The organism is Pseudomonas sp. NPDC089407, from assembly GCF_044900445.1.
Classification (GTDB): Bacteria; Pseudomonadota; Gammaproteobacteria; order Pseudomonadales; family Pseudomonadaceae; genus Aquipseudomonas.
Window position 1 is genome coordinate 1 of the sequence record NZ_JBJDNB010000053.1, and the last position, 16,613, is coordinate 16,613.

Here is a 16,613-nt window from a genome sequence, read left to right on the forward strand (position 1 = left end):
ATGGCTTGAATCCGATGCGGTCGGTGTGGGAGCTGGCTTGCCGGCGATGGGCTGCACAGCAGCCCCGGCAGTCTTAACTGACTGGCATTAGGGCATGCCCGCTCCCACTGGTATTGAGTCAGCCTTGGAGGAGGGTGATCAGTAAATCGCCACCGGGTTGATGTTCACCTGGGTCGAGCCCTTGTACAGCGGTTGCCCCAACACGAACAGGAACTCGAACGCCTTGTCCTTTACCAGCGCGCGGGTGTCGATCAGCTCCAGGTTGTAGATACCCCGCTTGGCCAGCATGAACTGGTTGACCGGGAACTCTTCACCGGTCGGGTTGGGGTACACCTCGGAGGCCCAGGTATCACCACCAAAGGCAACGATGCCCTGGTCTGCCAGCCATTCAGCCGCAGGCAAGTCGATGCCCGGTTCGGTGGCGAGGAACTGCTGGTTGTCCTTGCCGATCAGCTCTAGCCAACCGGTGTTGAACAACACCACATCACCCTTGCGCAGGGTAATGCCTTGTTTCTTCAGCACGCGCTTGATGTCGGCAACGGTGAACGCGGTACCGCCCGGTACGATGGCCTCGCCGTAATAGGCCGTCATGTCCAGCACCACGCCACGGGTGACCATCGGCGGTACTTTCTCCACGCCCAATTTGGTCACGCCTTCGACAGTGACGAAGTCAGCAGCCTTGTTACCGTTGTAGTAGACGTTGTCGATGCCGATATGGCCGATGCCGTTAAGCTGCGTGCCGACGCCGGTCCAGCCGTTGACCAGCTCATCGTTGAAGCTGAACTTGTTGCGGCCCAGGGTCTGGCCAGCCTGCTCGCCGGGCTGGATGTTGTACAGGTGGAAGCTGCGGTGGCGGAACGCTGGCAAGTCCTTGCTCACCGGTACTGCCAGTGGGTAAGTTTTGCCGGTCTTGACCAGGCCGACCGCCTGTTTGACCACCTCAGGGGTGAGCAAGTTGGCGGCGCCGATTTCATCCTGTTTACCGTATGGCGAAGTCTGCCAGTCCGCGGCCAAGGTGGTTTGGGCAGTGGTCGCCAGCGCGACGGCGAGCAGCAGGGGCTTGAAGCATTTCATCGTGTACTCCTGAAAATGTTGCGTTGTCAGGAGCGAATTCTGCGCAGGGCCGGCAGGGGGAAAAAGCGGCCCGCGGGACAATGACTTTTGCCTGACGGTCAACAACCGCCATCGTGCAGCACCAGGCTCTGGCGCAACTGATCGAGCATGGCCACACGCAGCGCCTCGGGGGCTTGCACCCGGATCGAGCCGGCCTGCGACAGCAACCAGCCCATCAACGCCCGGTTGTCATCGACAGTGGCCACCAGCGCCGCGCCACCGCGGGTTTGCGCGGTCAGTTGCATGTCTGCCGACAGCGGCGCTTGTACCAGGCGACGGGCAAGGGCGTCATCCACCCAGGCGTGCAGTTCAACCTGTGCCGGCGGCGTCAGCGCGTCGGGTTGCAATTGTTGCGCTTCGCCCAGGCTCAGGCCTGGTTGCCAGTACCAGCCATAAGGCATGCCTTTGCTGTTGCACTGCAGTGGGAACAGCGCGGCGAGTTCGACCAGGTCGCGCTCTACGGTGCGTTTGCTGGTGGTATGGCCCACGCTGCGCAGGGCGACCTGCAACTGGGTCGAGCTCATGCCCGGGTGGCGACCTGGCAGCAGCTTGAGCAACTGCCACTGGCGGGCGATGGTATGGCGGGTAGGGTGGCTGGGCACAGGCTCGTCCTTGAGGCGGGCACGAGGCCTGCCTGGGTAATGGCGTTTAGCTATTGCCCAGCATACCCCGTCACAAGATCGGATCCAAGTTGTAGCATTACACCTCGCTCGAGTGGTGCCCCGCCAGGTCGATTATCTTGTAACAAGCAGTCGCAGTTGCCAGGATCCGCCCTTTGCAGTCTTGGAGTTTACCTTTTGTATAACAGGTGTTGCCGCGCCGCCTGTACATCTTGCCAATCCCAGTGATGCGCCCCGGCAAAGCTGGGCGTTGGAAACTGGTCGCCATTTTTACAGTCATGGCGATCTCGTGTTTTTCAAGCACGGCGTAAATAGCTGGCCCCATACAGTCATCAAGCATGGCCGTCAGCATACCCCCCTGAATCTTGCCCACCGGGTTTGTCAATGAGGCTGATGCATCGAACTCCACGAATATCTCGCGCGTGTGCTGCTCATGCTTGAGCAGCTTCCAGCCAAGTAGCTGTGCCGCCTTGGGCATCGGCAGCAGCCCTTCGATCGTTTTCCAGAACAGGTTGTCTTTCATCGCTATCTCCCTACGCGCAAGCCCGGGCCAGTAGCCCGAAGAAAAAGCCCAGCCAGCACAGCATCATGGTCACCCAACTGGCCATGACCGGTGGTGATCCATTGGTACGGCGTTTCACTTGGCCACTAACCGCGATAATCGGCGTGATCGCCAGCAGGCAATACGCTTGCAACAGCACCAGCAGTTGCAGCGGAACACGCAGGACAACTACTTGGTACAGCATCATCAACCCTGCGCAGGCAATGGCCAGCCAGCCCCAGCCGACCAGCCGTACCAGGGCTAACAGCAGCAGTTGCAAAGGGGCATCCAGCGTGTGCCAAGGGCGTTCAATTGCCGCAGCGTGGTAGGGCATGAATTGCGAACGGGTCGCGTAGATGAGGGCAAAGACCGCAATGATGAGCAGTGCGGCGCCGTAGCTTGCCAGATGAAACAAGATGAGCCAGTCCATCGCAGAGCCTCTTGCTAACCTGACGCGATGGTGAACCGCGTCAGGCATTCGGGCTACTGGCAAAAATATCGGGTGGCAATATAGTGGCGCTTAATCCAGGCGCGTCACCCATTTACCTGAACCGGTGCCGTCTTTCAGCTGGCGCAGCGCCTGAAGTAGTGTGGTGAAGGCGAACTCGCGGCGCATTTGCTCATAGGGAGGTGCAGTGAGGGCTTCCAGGAGCATGTCTTGGGATTTAGGTTGATGCACAGATCGAGCGCCGCCCGCGCGGCGCTTCGCGGCGCAAGGCCGCTCCCACATCTGTTTAGGGCCAGTTATTCCTGTGCCAAGTGGGTTGCATTCTTGGTGCATGACTGGAGAACGATGAAGAGCAACTGCGTCCTCATCGATATCAAATGGAACGAACAAGGCGGATGTGGGAGCGGCCTTGTGCCGCGAAGCGCCGCGCGGGCGGCGCTCGATCTCAAAGGCGATAAAAATGTTGCGACAAGCACCTCTCAGCCCAAGGTTTTCGCCAAGGCTTCCAGGCCACCTTCATAGATGCCCTTGAACAGCGCCTGGGCCTCGGCATCGCTGACCCCTGCCGGGGTGAACTCACCAGACCATTCGACCAGGCTGCCCTGGCCATCGGCTTTGACCCGAAGGGTCGACAGGTAACCGGTCACCGGGAACGGGCTGGTCAGGATCGTGTAGCTGTAGCTGCGCTGTTTTTCGTCAAACGCCACCAGGCGCTCGACAATGCTGTTGCCGTCCGGGTCTTTCAGCGAGCGTACTCGGCCACCTTCGCTGGAAATGCTCTCGGGAATGAACGGCAGCCAGTCCGGCAGGCTGTCGAAACCGCCGATCAAGGCCCAGACGTGTTCAGGGCTGTGGTTGGTTTGCAGGGAAGCGTAGGCAGTTGCCATGGGGTGATTCTCCAGTTGAATTCAAATAGCGAGGCTGTCGACTACACCGCCGTCGACCCGCAGGGCCGCGCCGGTGGTGGCAGACGAATAAGGGGAGGCGAGGTACACCGCCAGGTGGGCAACTTCGTCGACATCGGCGGCGCGCTGGATGATCGAGCTTGGCCGCGCGGTACGCACGAAGTTGTCAGCTTCTTCACGAATACTGCGCCCCGACGCCTGGGCCGCATCGGCCACCAGCGCGGCCACGCCGTCAGTCAGGGTCGGGCCGGGCAGTACCGCGTTCACGGTAACGCCGGTACCGGCCAGCCGTTTGGCCAGGCCATGCGACACGGCCAGGTTGGCGGCCTTGGTGACGCCGTAGTTGATCATGTCGGCCGGGATGGCAATGCCCGATTCCGAGGAAATGAACAGTATCCGTCCCCAGCCTTTCTCGACCATGCCCGGGGCATAGTGCCGGGCCAGGCGCACGCCGCTGAGTACGTTGGTGTCGTAGAAGCGCGACCACTCGCTGTCGGCCACGTCGAAGAAGTCGACGTCGTCATAGATGCCCAGGTTATTGACCAGGATGTCGGCCCGCGGGTGGGCGGCAAACAGGGTTTCGGCACCTGCAGCGGTGCCCAGGTCGGCGATTACGCCGTGAACCTGGCCCTGGCCGCCTTGCTCACGCAGTTCGGCCAAGGCGGCATCCAGCGACTTCTGGCTGCGCCCGGCAATGACCACGTCGGCGTTGGCGCGGGCCAGGCCGCGGGCGATGGCCAGACCTATACCGCCGGTCGAGCCGCTGATGATGGCGGTGCGTCCGCCGAGGTCGATGTTCATGGAATGGCTCCTGTGGGTGAGTTGCATCGATGGGAGCCATGCTAGTGGAGCGCTTTCAGACTGTAAAAGACGTAATTCGACTGAGTTCAGACCTGCATGGACTTATCAAGCCCTTCTTCTGCCAATGCCAGCACCCGCTCGCGGAAAATGCCCACGATTGGCCGCAGGTCCACCTGATGCCAAGCCGCCCACAGTTGCACGCTGGGCTGGAACCATTGCAGTTGGCGCAATACTACGGTTGGCCCGGCGCTGGCCGACAGGCTGCTTTGCACCATGGCCAGGCCCAGGCCGGCAGACACCAGGCCCAGCACGCTCAGCGGGTCGGTGGCTTCCAGCGACAGGCGCGGGGTAAAGCCGGCATCGCCACAGCGGGCAATGAAATCATCGCGCTTGTTGACCTGGTCGGGCTGGCCGCCGGTGATGATCCATTCCTGTTCATGCAGGTCGGCCGGGGTTAGTTCGGCCTTGCTGGCTAAGGGGTGCAGCGCCGGGATGGCCAGCAGCATCGGGTCGTCCAACACCGGTTGCGCACGCAGATCAGGGTCGTTCTTCGGTGGCGGCTCGCACACCAGCGCAATGTCCAGGCTGCGCTGGCGCAGCCCTTCGAACTGCTCGTTAGGGGTCATGTTGTACAGCGCAATGTGAATGTTCGGGCGTTCGCCACGAATCGCCCGCACTGCGCCGGGCAGCACGCCGGCATGGATGGCGTGGTTGACGTAGCCGATACACAGCCCGCCTTCTTCGCCACGGCCCAGGCGTTTGCCCAACGACTCCAGGCGCTCGGCGTGCTTGAGCAGGCCACGCGCCTCGGCCAGGAAGGTGCGCCCGTCGTTGGTCAGGTACAGGCGCTGGTTGCGCCGTTCGAACAGGGCCAGGCCAAGGTTGTCCTCCAGCTGGGCGATCTGCCGGCTGAGCGGCGATTGGGAGATGTGCAACTGCTCGGCGGCCCGACCGACGTTCTCGCATTCGGCGACGGCCACGAAGTAGCGCAACTGACGTAGATCTTGCATGAGACCTCCAGGGACTTAACTGTGACGAATTATGACTTGGACGGTCTCGATTTGGCCAGCCTAGGATGTGCTCACGTCGTCGCTTGATGACCTTACGCACCTTTACTGGAGACATTCCATGAGCTTGAAAGACCTGATCGCCAACCCTCTGGGCTTCGGTACCGCGCCACTGGGCAACATGTTCCGCAACGTGCCGGACGCCGAAGTGCAAGGTTCGGTGGACGCAGCCTGGAACAATGGCGTGCGCTACTTCGATACCGCGCCGTTTTACGGTGCCGGCCTATCGGAAATCCGCCTGGGCAAGGCCCTGGCCCAGCGCCCTCGCAATGAGTACGTGCTGAGCAGCAAAGTAGGCCGGGTGATCCTCGAGGAACTGGAAGACCCGGCGGCCCGTGAACTGGGTGAGAAGAGCGGCCTGTTCGAGCATGGCAACCGTAACCGCATCGTCAACGACTACAGCGCCGATGCCACCTTGCGCTCGATTGAAGACACCCTCAAGCGCATGGGCACCGACTACCTGGACATTGTCTGGATTCACGACATCGCCCAGGACTTTTACGGTGACGAATGGCTGAGCCAGTTCGAAATTGCTCGCACCGGTGCCTTCCGCGTGCTGACCCGCCTGCGTGAAGAAGGCGTGATCAAGGCTTGGGGCCTGGGGGTCAATCGCGTCGAGCCTATCGAACTGACCCTGGACCTGGAAGAAGCACGCCCGGACGGCTTCCTGCTGGCGGGCCGCTACAGCCTGCTGGACCACGAACGTGCGCTGCAACGGGTGATGCCGGGTGCCTTGGCGCAAGGCCTCGGCGTTGTTGTCGGCGGCCCGTACAACTCGGGTGTGATTGCCGGGGGTGACCACTACGAGTACCAGAAGGCCAGCCCGCAGATCCGTGCGCGTGTGCAGCGCCTGAACGAAGTGGCGGCGCGTCATGGTGTGGCTATCAAGGCGGCGGCGCTGCAGTTTTCGCTGGCGCACCCGGCGGTGGCGGCGGTGATCCCTGGGGCGACCCGGCCGCTGCATGCTGATCAGGACCTGGCGGCGTTGAATGCGGTGATTCCGGCGGCGTTCTGGGCCGAATTGCGTGAGCTGGGGTTGATTGCACAGCATGCGCCGGTGCCTGCGGTTTAATAGTGGGTAAGGGGAGGGCTTGACCCTCCTTCGCGGGTAAACCCGCTCCTACAACGACCGCGTGCTCTTTGTACGAGCGGGTTTACCCGCGAATACGCCTGCCCAGGCAACCAAAAAGCTTGATCCCTCCGCAACAGCCTGGCCAATACCTTTGCCTTCAAGTCAAAACTCATTGTCCCGGCTTTATCTTTTTCCCGCCCTCGCATCCCCCGAGAATTCACCCATCCCAACCTTCCACAGGTGATTCTCAAATGCCTCTCGCCCTGTTAGCCCTGACCCTGGCGGCCTTCGCCATTGGCACCACGGAGTTCGTGATCGTCGGCCTGATCCCGACCATCGCCAACGACCTTGCCGTCACCCTGCCTTCGGCCGGCCTGCTGGTCAGCCTCTATGCCCTCAGCGTCGCCATCGGCGCGCCGCTGCACACCGCCATGACCGGCCGCGTACCGCGCAAGCTGTTGCTGGTCGGCCTGATGGCCCTGTTTACCGCCGGTAACCTGGTGGCCTGGCAAGCGCCCAGCTATGAATCGCTGATCATGGCGCGCATCCTCACCGGCCTGGCCCATGGCGTGTTCTTCTCGGTCGGCTCGATCATCGCCACCAGCCTGGTGCCGAAAGAAAAAGCCGCCAGCGCCATCGCCACCATGTTCAGCGGCATGACTGTGGCCTTCGTCACCGGCATTCCGCTGGGCACCTTCATCGGTCAGCACTTCGGCTGGCGCGTGACCTTCCTGGTGGTGGCGGCCTTCGGCCTTGTGGCGCTGCTCGGCGCACTGCTGTTCGTGCCTAAAGGCGTCCAGCACAGCCAGCCGGCACCGCTGTTGCGCCAGCTGCGGGTCATGCTGCAACCGCGCCTGCTGCTGGTGTATGCGATGACCGCTGTGGGGTACGGCGGTTCGCTGATCGCCTTCACCTTCCTTGCGCCGATCTTGCAGGACATCGCCGGCTTCGGGGCCAACAGCGTCGCCCTGGTGCTGCTCGCCTACGGCGTCTCGGTTGCCCTGGGCAATATCTGGGGTGGCCGCCTGGCCGACCGCAAAGGCCCGGTCAAGGCACTGTCGATCATCTTCCTGCTGCTGGCCGTGGTGCTGCTGGCGCTGACCTTCACCGCGCCGCACCCGGTACTGGTGGTGGTGACCGTACTGGCCTGGGGCGCAGTGGCCTTTGGCAACGTCCCGGGCCTGCAGGTGTACGTGGTGCAGCAAGCGGAAAAGGTTGCCCCGGACGCGGTCGACGTAGCCGCCGGCTTCAACATCGCCGCTTTCAATCTCGGTGTGGCCGGTGGCTCCTGGGCCGGTGCCCAGGTGGTACAGCAGCTCGGCCTTGGCCACACGCCCTGGATCGCCGCGCTGGTCACCCTCGGTGCCCTGGCCCTGACCCTGTACAGCGGCCGCCTCGACCGCCGCGTGCCGGCCCAGCCACAACCTGTCATCAGCCGCGCCTGACCCCTCATTCAACTTACGGAAATAAACACCATGACTCCTGATCCGCTGTTTCAACCCCTGCAACTTGGCGCCCTGAACCTGCCCAACCGCGTACTGATGCCGCCGATGACCCGCTCACGCGCTGGCCAGCCTGGCGACGTACCGACCGCATTGATGGCCGAGTACTACGCGCAACGCGCCAGTGCCGGGCTGATCGTCAGCGAAGGCACCTGGATCGCGCCGCTGGGCAAGGGCTACGCGCGCACCCCGGGCATCCACACCCAGGCGCAAGTCGACGGCTGGCGTCTGGTCACCGATGCGGTGCATGCCGCCGGCGGGCGCATCTTCGCCCAGCTCTGGCACGTTGGCCGCCTCAGCCACAGCAGCCTGCTCGGCGGCCAGGCACCGGTATCGTCCTCGGCCATGCAGGCCGAAGGGGTGAATGTGTTCATCGACACTGCCGACGGCACCCCGGGCTTCGTCCAGGCTTCCAAACCGCGTGCATTGGGCGAAGCGGAAATCGCCGAGATCGTCGAGCAGTACCGCCAGGCCGCGCGCAATGCCATGGCGGCCGGATTTGACGGTGTCGAGCTGCACGCCGCCAACGGCTACCTGGTCAACCAGTTCCTCGACTCCGGCGCCAACGACCGCACCGACCGCTACGGTGGTTCACTGCAGAACCGCCTGCGTTTCCTTGACGAAGTGACCCGTGCGCTGGTCGATGGCACGGGCGACGCCCAGCGTGTGGGTGTACGCCTGGCACCGCTGACCACGCTCAATGGCTGTGTCGATGACGATCCCGTCACCACCTACACCGCAGCCGCCAAGCACCTGGGCGAAATCGGCATTGGCTACCTGCACATTGCCGAAGCCGACTGGGACGATGCGCCGGACATGCCGAGGGACTTCAAGCAACAGCTGCGGGCGGTGTTCCCAGGGGTGATGGTGTATGCTGGCAAGTACACCGGCGAACGTGCGCGGCAGGCGTTGGAGGAGGGCTGGGCAGACCTGATCGGTTTTGGCCGGCCGTTCGTGGCCAACCCGGACTTGCCAGCGCGGCTGAAGCTGAATGCGCCGCTTGCCGAGCACGAACGGGCCACGTTGTTTGGTGGCGATGCCCATGGCCTGACCGATTACCCGGCCATGGCAACCGCCTGATACCAGAAATTGCGCGGTCTCCTGTAGGAGCGGCCTTGTGTCGCGATCGGGCTGCGCAGCGGCCCCTCGCTTGCAGCTTCGCCACTGACATTACCGGGGCCGCTTTGCGGCCCTATCGCGACACAAGGCCGCTCCTACAATGACCGCACAAAGCGTTCAAGCGACGCTCGCCTGCAACACCTCGATGACTGATAGCTTGTTTGTGTCCTGCAATTGGACCAAAATATGGTCCTTATTTGAGGGCGAAATCATGCAACATATCTTCGCTGACGTGGCCGTAAGCGTGTCGGAACTGAAAAAGAACCCATCCGCCGTAATGACCGGTGCTGCGGGCATGCCCGTCGCCGTGCTCAACCACAACCGTGTGATGGGGTACATGGTGCCCGCCGAGCTGTACGAGGCCATGATGGAACGCCTGGAGGATCTCGAGCTGAGCGAACTGGCCACGTCGAGGCTGGGGGAAAAAGGTGTACCGGTGTCTCTGGATGTCAGCGAGGAGGGGGAAGAGAACGGGCTGTCGGTGCTACGTGGCTTGCCGGTGAACTGATGCCGTCGACGCGCCTGAAACTTGCCAGCGCGGTGTCCGAGATACTCTTCTGTCAACCAACGCTGGTCTGCAACACCTCTATAAACACCTCTTCCGCCCGACTGAGCCGCTGCTCCCTGTTCCACAACAGGTGAATATCCACATCGGCAATCCCTTCCTGCGGCGGTAGCTTCCACAACAACCCTGCTGCAACATCCGGCGCCACCACATGCTCGGGCAGGCAGCCAATGCCGAACCCGGCAATCACCAGCCGGCGCACTTCCTCAAGGCTTGGCGATGACGCCACGATGCGCCCGGCAAACCCTTGCTGGTCGCGGAAAATGGTCAGTGGCGACAGCATGCCGCCAATCTGGTCACTGGTGAAACTGACGAAGTTCTCCCGTTGCAGGTCGCCTTCGGCCTGGCCGAACAGGGCATGGTGCTTGCCACAGAAAAACGCATAGCGCTGGCGCAGGAACAGCCGTTGCTCCAGCCGTGGCTGCGCGCGGCGGTTGAGGCTAAGGCCGGCGGTGGCGGTTTTTTCTTGCAGGGCGGCGACGATGTCGGAGCTGCGCATGACGTCGATCTCCAGCTCCACGCGAGGGTGCTGGCGGTGGAAGTCGGCAAGGAAATCGTCGAAGCGTTCACTGACGATGCGGCTGATCATCAGCAGGCGCACCTTGCCCACCAGTTCGTCCGCCGGTTGCTCCAGCAAGCCGCCAATCTGCGACATCTGCCCGTACACCTCGCCGGCCAGCTGGAACAGCTGTTCGCCCATCTCGGTCAGCACGAAGCGCGGCCCGCGGCGGGCGATGAGCTGGCGGCCGAGCTGCTCTTCCAGGCGCTTGAGTGCCTGGCTTACCGCCGGCTGGGTGAGGTGCAGGCGGGCGGCGGCGCGGCTGATGGACAGCTCCTGGCCGATGACGCGGAAGGTGCGCAGCAGATTCCAGTCGAGGCGGTCGTTGAGCAGGCGGTCAGACATGGCGGGGCTCGATAATAAGCGTGACTAATAGTGCGCATAATAAATAGAAAATTGACTAATCATAGCCCTGGGCCGATAAATCGCAGGCATTGAGGCCTGTTGTATCGGTGTTGGCTTCTTCGCGGGCTCGCCCGCTCCCACAGGGGTTGTGCAATCCATGTAGGAGCGGGTTCACCCGCGAAGAAGCCAACACAGAACCAACAGGCCAAGCGCCAACAGAGCGCCACCGTGACCCCGTCAACTCCTGCCAGAACAACAAGCAAAGGAGCCCCCATGAAGCCCACCGCTTCCGCCCAACCGCGCCGTGCTGCAGCCGCCGCGTTCATCGGCACCATGATCGAATGGTACGATTTCTACATCTACGCCACAGCTGCCGCCCTGGTGTTCGGCGCGCTGTTCTTCCCCTCCGACGACAGCCTGTTCAGCACCATGGCTGCGTTCGGCACCTTCGCCGTAGGCTTTTTTGCCCGGCCCTTGGGTGGCATCGTCTTCGGCCATGTTGGCGACCGAATCGGCCGCAAGAAATCGCTGGTCATCACCCTGCTGATGATGGGCATCGTCACCGTGTGCATCGGCCTGCTGCCGACCTACGCGCAAATCGGCGCCACCGCGCCGGTGCTGCTGATTTTGCTGCGCATCGTCCAGGGCATCGCGGTGGGCGGCGAGTGGGGCGGGGCGGTGCTGATGGCTGGCGAGCACGCCCCCAAGGGCCGGCGCAACTTCTTCGCCTCGTTCGCCCAGCTGGGCAGCCCGGCAGGCCTGATCCTGTCGTTGCTGGCCTTCGGCGCGGTCACCCGCCTGCCAGAAGAGGACCTGATGAGCTGGGGCTGGCGTGTGCCGTTCCTGGCCAGCGCGTTGCTGCTGCTGGTAGGCCTGGCGATTCGCCTGGGGGTGAATGAGTCACCCGAATTCATTGCCAGCCGCGAGCAGGCGGAAAAGGCCCGGCGCAAGGAGCAGGCACCGGTGTTCGAAGTGCTACGCACCGCCTGGCGCCCGCTGTTGCTGTGCATCGGCGCCAATACGCTGGGCATTGCCGGGGTCTACTTCACCAACACCTTCATGATCAGCTACACCACCCAGCAGTTGCACCTGGAGCGCTCGCTGATCCTGGAGTGCCTGTTCTTCGTGGCGATCATCCAGCTCTGCGTGCAGCCGCTGGCCGCCTGGCTGTCGGAAAAGATCGGCGCCACGCGCTTCCTGGCCTTGGTCGCGCTGCTGGCGATGGCCTCGCCTTACCCGATGTTCGTGTTGGTCAGCTCGGGCCAAGGCCCGTTGATCGTGCTCGGCATCGCCTTGGCAGCAGCCTGCATGGCCTCGTTCTATGCGGTGATTGCCGGCTACGTCAGCGGCATGTTCGAAACCCGCGTGCGCTACACCGCCATTTCCCTAGCTTACCAAGTCTGCGGCGCCATCGCCGGCGGCCTGACCCCGCTGATCGGCACCTGGCTGGCCCACGCTTTCACTGGCCAGTGGTGGCCGATGGCAGTGTTCTACACCCTGATCGCCACCATCTCGCTGCTCTGCGTGCTTGCTCTGGCGCGCCAGTATGCCCGTAGCCAGCAGCTTGAGCTGGCCTGATCGAACCGATTTATTCTGGAGTACCCGTACATGTTGAAAAGCAATGGCGAACGCCTGTGGGCGAGCCTGATGGCCATGGCTGAAATCGGTGCCACCGCCCGCGGCGGCAGCTGCCGCCTGGCCCTCAGCGACGATGACAAGGCCGGCCGTGAACTGTTCAGCCACTGGTGCCGCGAAGCCGGCCTGACGCTGACCGTGGATGCCATTGGCAACCTGTTTGCCCGGCGCGCAGGCAATGAGCCGGATGCCGCCCCGGTAATGATCGGCAGCCACCTCGATACCCAGCCCGAAGGCGGCCGTTTCGATGGTGTCTACGGCGTGCTGGCTGGGCTTGAAGTGGTGCGCCGCCTCAACGACCTGAATATTCAGACCCGCAAGCCGCTGGAAATTGCGGTATGGACCAACGAGGAGGGCGCGCGCTTCACTCCGGCCATGTTCGGCTCGGCGGTATTCACCGGCAGCCTTGCGCTGGCCGAGGCGCTAGCCATCCGCGACGCCGATGGCATCAGCGTTGCCGATGAGCTGCAACGTACCGGTTACGCCGGCCAGCGCCCATTGGGTGGTCAGGTGGATGCCTACTTCGAAGCACATATCGAACAAGGCCCGATCCTTGAAGACAACGCCAAGGCCATCGGCGTGGTCAGCGGCGGCCAGGCCATCCGCTGGCTGGATGTGACGGTCGCAGGCATGGCGGCCCATGCTGGCACCACGCCGATGCCGCTGCGCAAGGATGCCCTGTACGGCGCGGCACGGATGATCCAGGCGGTCGAGCAACTGGCGGCGGATTTTGCCCCCGAAGGGCTGACCACCGTGGGCGAGTTGTCCATCGCCAAGTCTTCGCGCAATACCATCCCGGGCCTGCTGCAATTCACCGTCGACCTGCGCCATCACCGTGACCAAGCCATCGAGGCGATGGAGCGTGACCTGACCCTGAAACTGCAAGCCATCGCCAGCCAGCGTGGCTTGCAGGTACGCATCGAACGCCACTGGGTCAGCCCGGCCACCCCGTTCGACACCGACTGCGTGGCCGCCGTGCAGCAAGCGGTGGATGCGCTGGGTTATGCCCAGCAAAGTATCGTCAGCGGCGCCGGCCATGACGCTATCCTCCTGGCCCGCTACTGTCCGACCGCGATGGTGTTCATCCCCTGCGTTGGCGGCCTGAGCCACAACGAAGCGGAAGACGTGTTGCCCGAGGATGCTCGCCAAGGCGTCGATGTACTGCTGAATGCCGTGCTGGCCCGTGCCCGCCGTGTCGAACAAGGAGAAGCCTGATGCGTTGCTACTTCCACCCCGAACAACTGCTGCACCACCCACGCAGCTACTACTCGCGCGGCGCCATGCGCACCCCGCAGGAAATCCCCGAACGCGCCCAGCGCCTGCTGCAGGCGGCCAAGGACCTTGGCTTTGACATCCGCCAGCCGGACGACGCGGGGCTGGAACCGCTCAAGGCGGTGCATGGCGAGGCCTACCTGGCCTTCCTCGAAGAAGCCCATGCGCGCTGGAAGGAAGTACCCGAGGACTGGGGCGATGAAGTCATGTCGAACATCTTCGTGCGCGAGCCCAACGCCCTGCGCGGCATTCTCGCCCAGGCCGGGCGCTACTTGGCCGACGGCAGCTGCCCGGTAGGCGAAAGCACCTGGCACTCGGCCTATTGGTCGGCGCAGAGCGCGGTGGCAGCGGCCAGGGCCATTCTCGATGGCGAGCCGTCGGCCTATGCCCTGTGCCGGCCACCGGGCCACCATGCACGGTTCGATGCGGCGGGCGGGTTCTGCTACATCAACAACGCCGCCGTGGCCGCCCAGGCCTTGCGCAGCCGTTACAGCCGCGTGGCGGTGCTCGATACCGACATGCACCACGGGCAGGGGATTCAGGAGATTTTTTACCACCGCCGCGATGTGCTGTATGTGTCGGTGCATGGCGACCCGACCAACTTCTACCCAGGCGTGGCCGGGTTCGAAGATGAGCGTGGCAGCGGTGAGGGGGAGGGCTACAACCTCAACCTGCCGATGGCGCACGGGGCTAGCGAAGCGGACTTCATGGCGCAGCTGGACATTGCGTTGGCTGCGGTGAAGGACTTTGGTGCCGAGGTGCTGGTGTTGTCGTTGGGGTTCGATATTTACGAACTGGACCCGCAGAGCAAGGTGGCGGTGACGACTGAAGGGTTTGCTGCGTTGGGTGAGCGGATTCGGGCGTTGCGCTTGCCGTGCTTGATTGTGCAGGAAGGCGGGTATCACCTGGAGAGCCTGGAGGCGAATGCGCAGGCGTTTTTTGCTGATAAGGCGGATTGGCGGTGAGTGCATGGTGCCTGCAGCGGTAGTGCAGCTGCCGGCCTCTTCGCGGGCGAGCCCGCTCCCACAGGTACTGCACCAGGCTTGCAGCCAGCGCCGCTCCCACACTGACCGCGCCGAATTCAAACTTGTGGGAGCGGGCGTGCCCGCGAAGAGGCCTGCGCGGTCTCAAGGGTGAAAGGTGCGTCCTCTACACAGCGTTCTACCCCCCTCACGACTGTGGTGCATGGCCTCGACGGCTAGAAAGTATGGGCCTGTGGGTGAGTGATATTGCCTGCGCGACGATCATGCGGCGTTGAAAACAGGCTCGAATGCTCGTTTGCAACCTTTCAGGAATGACTAGGCCTTTGTAGGAGCGGCCTTGTGTCGCGAAAGGGCTGCGCAGCAGCCCCAAGATTTCAGCGCAGAAGCAGCAATTGCGGGGGCTGCTGCGCAGCCCTATCGCGACACAAGGCCGCTCCTACACTGACCGCGCCGGATTCAAACCTGTGGGAGCGGGCGTGCCCGCGAAGAGGCCCGCGCGGTCTCAAGGGTGAAAGGTGCGCCCCAGCGCATCCAGCCGGATAGCAATCGGCGGCAACCGTCGGCTGCTGGACGCCAGTGTCTGCACATCCTGCGCCGTCCCTTGGGCAATCCCCTGCACAGACTGCAAGCGCCCGACAATCTCCTGGCTCACCGCGGACTGCTCGCGGGTAGTACTCACAATCCGCCCGTTTAGTGCGTCGATATGCGCAATATCGCCGCTCACCGCCTGCAGCATCGTCACCGCCAGCTGGCTGTCCTCGACACAGCGTTCCACCCCTTCACGGCTGTGGTGCATGGCCTCGACCGCCTGCCGGCTGCCTTGCTGCAAGGCTTGGATGATGGTCCTGATTTCCTGGGTCGACACGGCCGTGCGCTTGGCCAGGTTGCGCACCTCGTCGGCAACCACGGCAAAGCCCCGGCCTTGCTCGCCAGCGCGGGCAGCCTCGATGGCGGCGTTCAGGGCCAGCAGGTTGGTCTGTTCGGCAATGCTGCTGATCACTTCCAGCACGCTGCCGATCTGCTCGGCCTGGCCGGCCAGTACCTCGACCGTGTCGTTGGTGCCTTGCAGCCTTGAGGCCAATTGGGCGATTTCCAGCCGCGCCCGTTCGACGCTGGCCTGGCCACGGCTGACCTGGTCACTGGCCTGGCCGGCATGTTCAGCGGCGTGTTCGACGTGGATGGCGATATCGCCCATAGCATTGCCCATCTGCTGCATGCAGCCGGTAACCTGGGCGATTTCGTTCAGCTGGTGCTGGGCACCTTTCTCCAAAGTAGTACTGGTCTTGGCCAGTTCCTGGCCCAGCTCGCCCAGGCCTTGCGAATCGCGGACCACGCCATCGACCAGGTCGGTGATCTGGGTGAGGAAGCGGTCGAAGCGTTGGGCCAGCGAGACATGCGCGGCCGTATCGGCAGTGGTTTCGGCGGTGAATTGCGAGGTGGTGGCGAGCATCTTGTCCAGCATGTCCTGGCTTTCGTCGGCATCACGGCGGCTGTGCACGGCCAGGTAGAGCAGGGCGACGGTTTCCATCACCACGTAGAAGGCATGCACGAAGATCATTGCCCAGCCGCCATGGTGAGCCATGACGTACACCGGGTAGCCTTGGTGTTGCAGCACATGGAACACCACATGGTGCACGGCAATGGCCGCTGCCGCGACCAGGATCGGCAGCCAGTCGCGGTAGAAGGTCAGTACCGCGAGCAGGGCGAAGATACCGAAGTGCGATTCGATCACGCCCTCGGCCTGGTTGATGTGCAAGGCGGCCATGACCATCAGGCCAAAGGCCAGGCAGCAGCGCATCAGGCGCTTGCCACCCAGGGCCTGGTACAGCGCGGTCAGCGCCACGCTGGTGCCGCCGCCGACAATGAAGGCCTGGATGAAAGTGTCGTGCCAGAGCGCCAGGGCCAGAGAAAAGATGAACATCAGCCAGATCAGGCCGAGCATGATCCGGTCGGCTTTACGATAGTGTTCGAAAAAGCGAGGGGCGTGGGGCATGCGCGGGGCTCCATGGGGTCATGGAGAGCGTAGCCGTTTGCCATCATCGCGCCAGGGTGGGTATGCGAATGGA

At 63.2% G+C, this 16,613-nt stretch carries 17 protein-coding genes; 7 read left to right on the plus strand and 10 right to left on the minus strand.

Annotated elements, in window-relative coordinates; all coding sequences use genetic code 11:
• Positions 1 to 138 precede the first annotated feature (138 nt).
• The 8 genes from ACI2KG_RS27810 to ACI2KG_RS27845 form a co-directional block, all read right to left on the minus strand.
• The gene (locus tag ACI2KG_RS27810; protein ID WP_404664086.1) at positions 139 to 1,074 is read right to left on the minus strand and encodes a cyclase family protein; all 936 of its coding nucleotides are present in this window, start codon (positions 1,072 to 1,074) and stop codon (positions 139 to 141) included.
• 98 nt (positions 1,075 to 1,172) lie between these two features.
• The gene (locus ACI2KG_RS27815; protein WP_404664087.1) at positions 1,173 to 1,715 is read right to left on the minus strand and encodes a WYL domain-containing protein; all 543 of its coding nucleotides are present in this window, start codon (positions 1,713 to 1,715) and stop codon (positions 1,173 to 1,175) included.
• Positions 1,716 to 1,812: 97 nt separating this feature from the next.
• Positions 1,813 to 2,256 (minus strand): PaaI family thioesterase, encoded by a 444-nt coding sequence (locus tag ACI2KG_RS27820; protein ID WP_404664088.1) that lies wholly within the window; start codon positions 2,254 to 2,256, stop codon positions 1,813 to 1,815.
• A gap of 10 nt (positions 2,257 to 2,266) precedes the next feature.
• Complete coding sequence (locus tag ACI2KG_RS27825; protein WP_404664089.1) at positions 2,267 to 2,752, minus strand: hypothetical protein; 486 nt, start codon at positions 2,750 to 2,752, stop codon at positions 2,267 to 2,269.
• 42 nt (positions 2,753 to 2,794) lie between these two features.
• A complete protein-coding gene (locus ACI2KG_RS27830; protein WP_404664090.1) occupies positions 2,795 to 2,929 on the minus strand; it encodes a hypothetical protein in 135 nt (44 codons plus the stop codon).
• A gap of 272 nt (positions 2,930 to 3,201) precedes the next feature.
• Complete coding sequence (locus ACI2KG_RS27835; protein WP_404664091.1) at positions 3,202 to 3,609, minus strand: SRPBCC family protein; 408 nt, start codon at positions 3,607 to 3,609, stop codon at positions 3,202 to 3,204.
• A gap of 21 nt (positions 3,610 to 3,630) precedes the next feature.
• The gene (locus ACI2KG_RS27840; RefSeq protein ID WP_404664092.1) at positions 3,631 to 4,428 is read right to left on the minus strand and encodes an SDR family NAD(P)-dependent oxidoreductase; all 798 of its coding nucleotides are present in this window, start codon (positions 4,426 to 4,428) and stop codon (positions 3,631 to 3,633) included.
• 86 nt (positions 4,429 to 4,514) lie between these two features.
• Positions 4,515 to 5,438: a LysR family transcriptional regulator gene (locus ACI2KG_RS27845; RefSeq protein WP_404664093.1), complete on the minus strand. Its 924-nt coding sequence runs from the start codon at positions 5,436 to 5,438 to the stop codon at positions 4,515 to 4,517.
• A 118-nt stretch (positions 5,439 to 5,556) separates the two neighbouring features.
• Between ACI2KG_RS27845 and ACI2KG_RS27850 the strand changes: the two genes are divergently transcribed.
• From ACI2KG_RS27850 to ACI2KG_RS27865, 4 genes are all read left to right on the plus strand, one after another.
• A complete protein-coding gene (locus ACI2KG_RS27850) occupies positions 5,557 to 6,567 on the plus strand; it encodes an aldo/keto reductase (RefSeq protein WP_404664094.1) in 1,011 nt (336 codons plus the stop codon).
• A gap of 251 nt (positions 6,568 to 6,818) precedes the next feature.
• Complete coding sequence (locus ACI2KG_RS27855) at positions 6,819 to 8,012, plus strand: MFS transporter (protein WP_404664095.1); 1,194 nt, start codon at positions 6,819 to 6,821, stop codon at positions 8,010 to 8,012.
• 30 nt (positions 8,013 to 8,042) lie between these two features.
• Positions 8,043 to 9,149, plus strand: coding sequence for an alkene reductase (locus ACI2KG_RS27860; RefSeq protein ID WP_404664096.1), 1,107 nt, complete (start codon positions 8,043 to 8,045; stop codon positions 9,147 to 9,149).
• Between the two features lie 250 nt (positions 9,150 to 9,399).
• Positions 9,400 to 9,696 carry a type II toxin-antitoxin system Phd/YefM family antitoxin gene (locus ACI2KG_RS27865; protein ID WP_404664097.1) on the plus strand — a complete coding sequence of 99 codons (297 nt, stop codon included), beginning with the start codon at positions 9,400 to 9,402 and terminating at the stop codon, positions 9,694 to 9,696.
• Positions 9,697 to 9,748: 52 nt separating this feature from the next.
• Here ACI2KG_RS27865 and ACI2KG_RS27870 read toward each other — a convergent pair whose 3' ends face one another.
• The gene (locus tag ACI2KG_RS27870) at positions 9,749 to 10,657 is read right to left on the minus strand and encodes a LysR family transcriptional regulator (protein WP_404664098.1); all 909 of its coding nucleotides are present in this window, start codon (positions 10,655 to 10,657) and stop codon (positions 9,749 to 9,751) included.
• A 273-nt stretch (positions 10,658 to 10,930) separates the two neighbouring features.
• Between ACI2KG_RS27870 and ACI2KG_RS27875 the strand changes: the two genes are divergently transcribed.
• Genes ACI2KG_RS27875 through ACI2KG_RS27885 form a run of 3 tightly spaced genes read left to right on the plus strand, consistent with a single transcriptional unit; the run spans position 10,931 to position 14,529 of the window.
• A complete protein-coding gene (locus tag ACI2KG_RS27875; protein ID WP_404664099.1) occupies positions 10,931 to 12,235 on the plus strand; it encodes an MFS transporter in 1,305 nt (434 codons plus the stop codon).
• Positions 12,236 to 12,265: 30 nt separating this feature from the next.
• The gene (locus ACI2KG_RS27880) at positions 12,266 to 13,507 is read left to right on the plus strand and encodes a Zn-dependent hydrolase (protein WP_404664100.1); all 1,242 of its coding nucleotides are present in this window, start codon (positions 12,266 to 12,268) and stop codon (positions 13,505 to 13,507) included.
• A complete protein-coding gene (locus ACI2KG_RS27885; protein ID WP_404664101.1) occupies positions 13,507 to 14,529 on the plus strand; it encodes a histone deacetylase family protein in 1,023 nt (340 codons plus the stop codon). The genes ACI2KG_RS27880 and ACI2KG_RS27885 overlap by 1 nt, the downstream gene beginning before the upstream one ends.
• Before the next feature lie 520 nt (positions 14,530 to 15,049).
• Here ACI2KG_RS27885 and ACI2KG_RS27890 read toward each other — a convergent pair.
• Positions 15,050 to 16,540, minus strand: a complete 1,491-nt coding sequence (locus ACI2KG_RS27890) for a methyl-accepting chemotaxis protein (protein WP_404664102.1) — start codon at positions 16,538 to 16,540, stop codon at positions 15,050 to 15,052.
• Between the last annotated feature and the right edge of the window lie 73 nt (positions 16,541 to 16,613).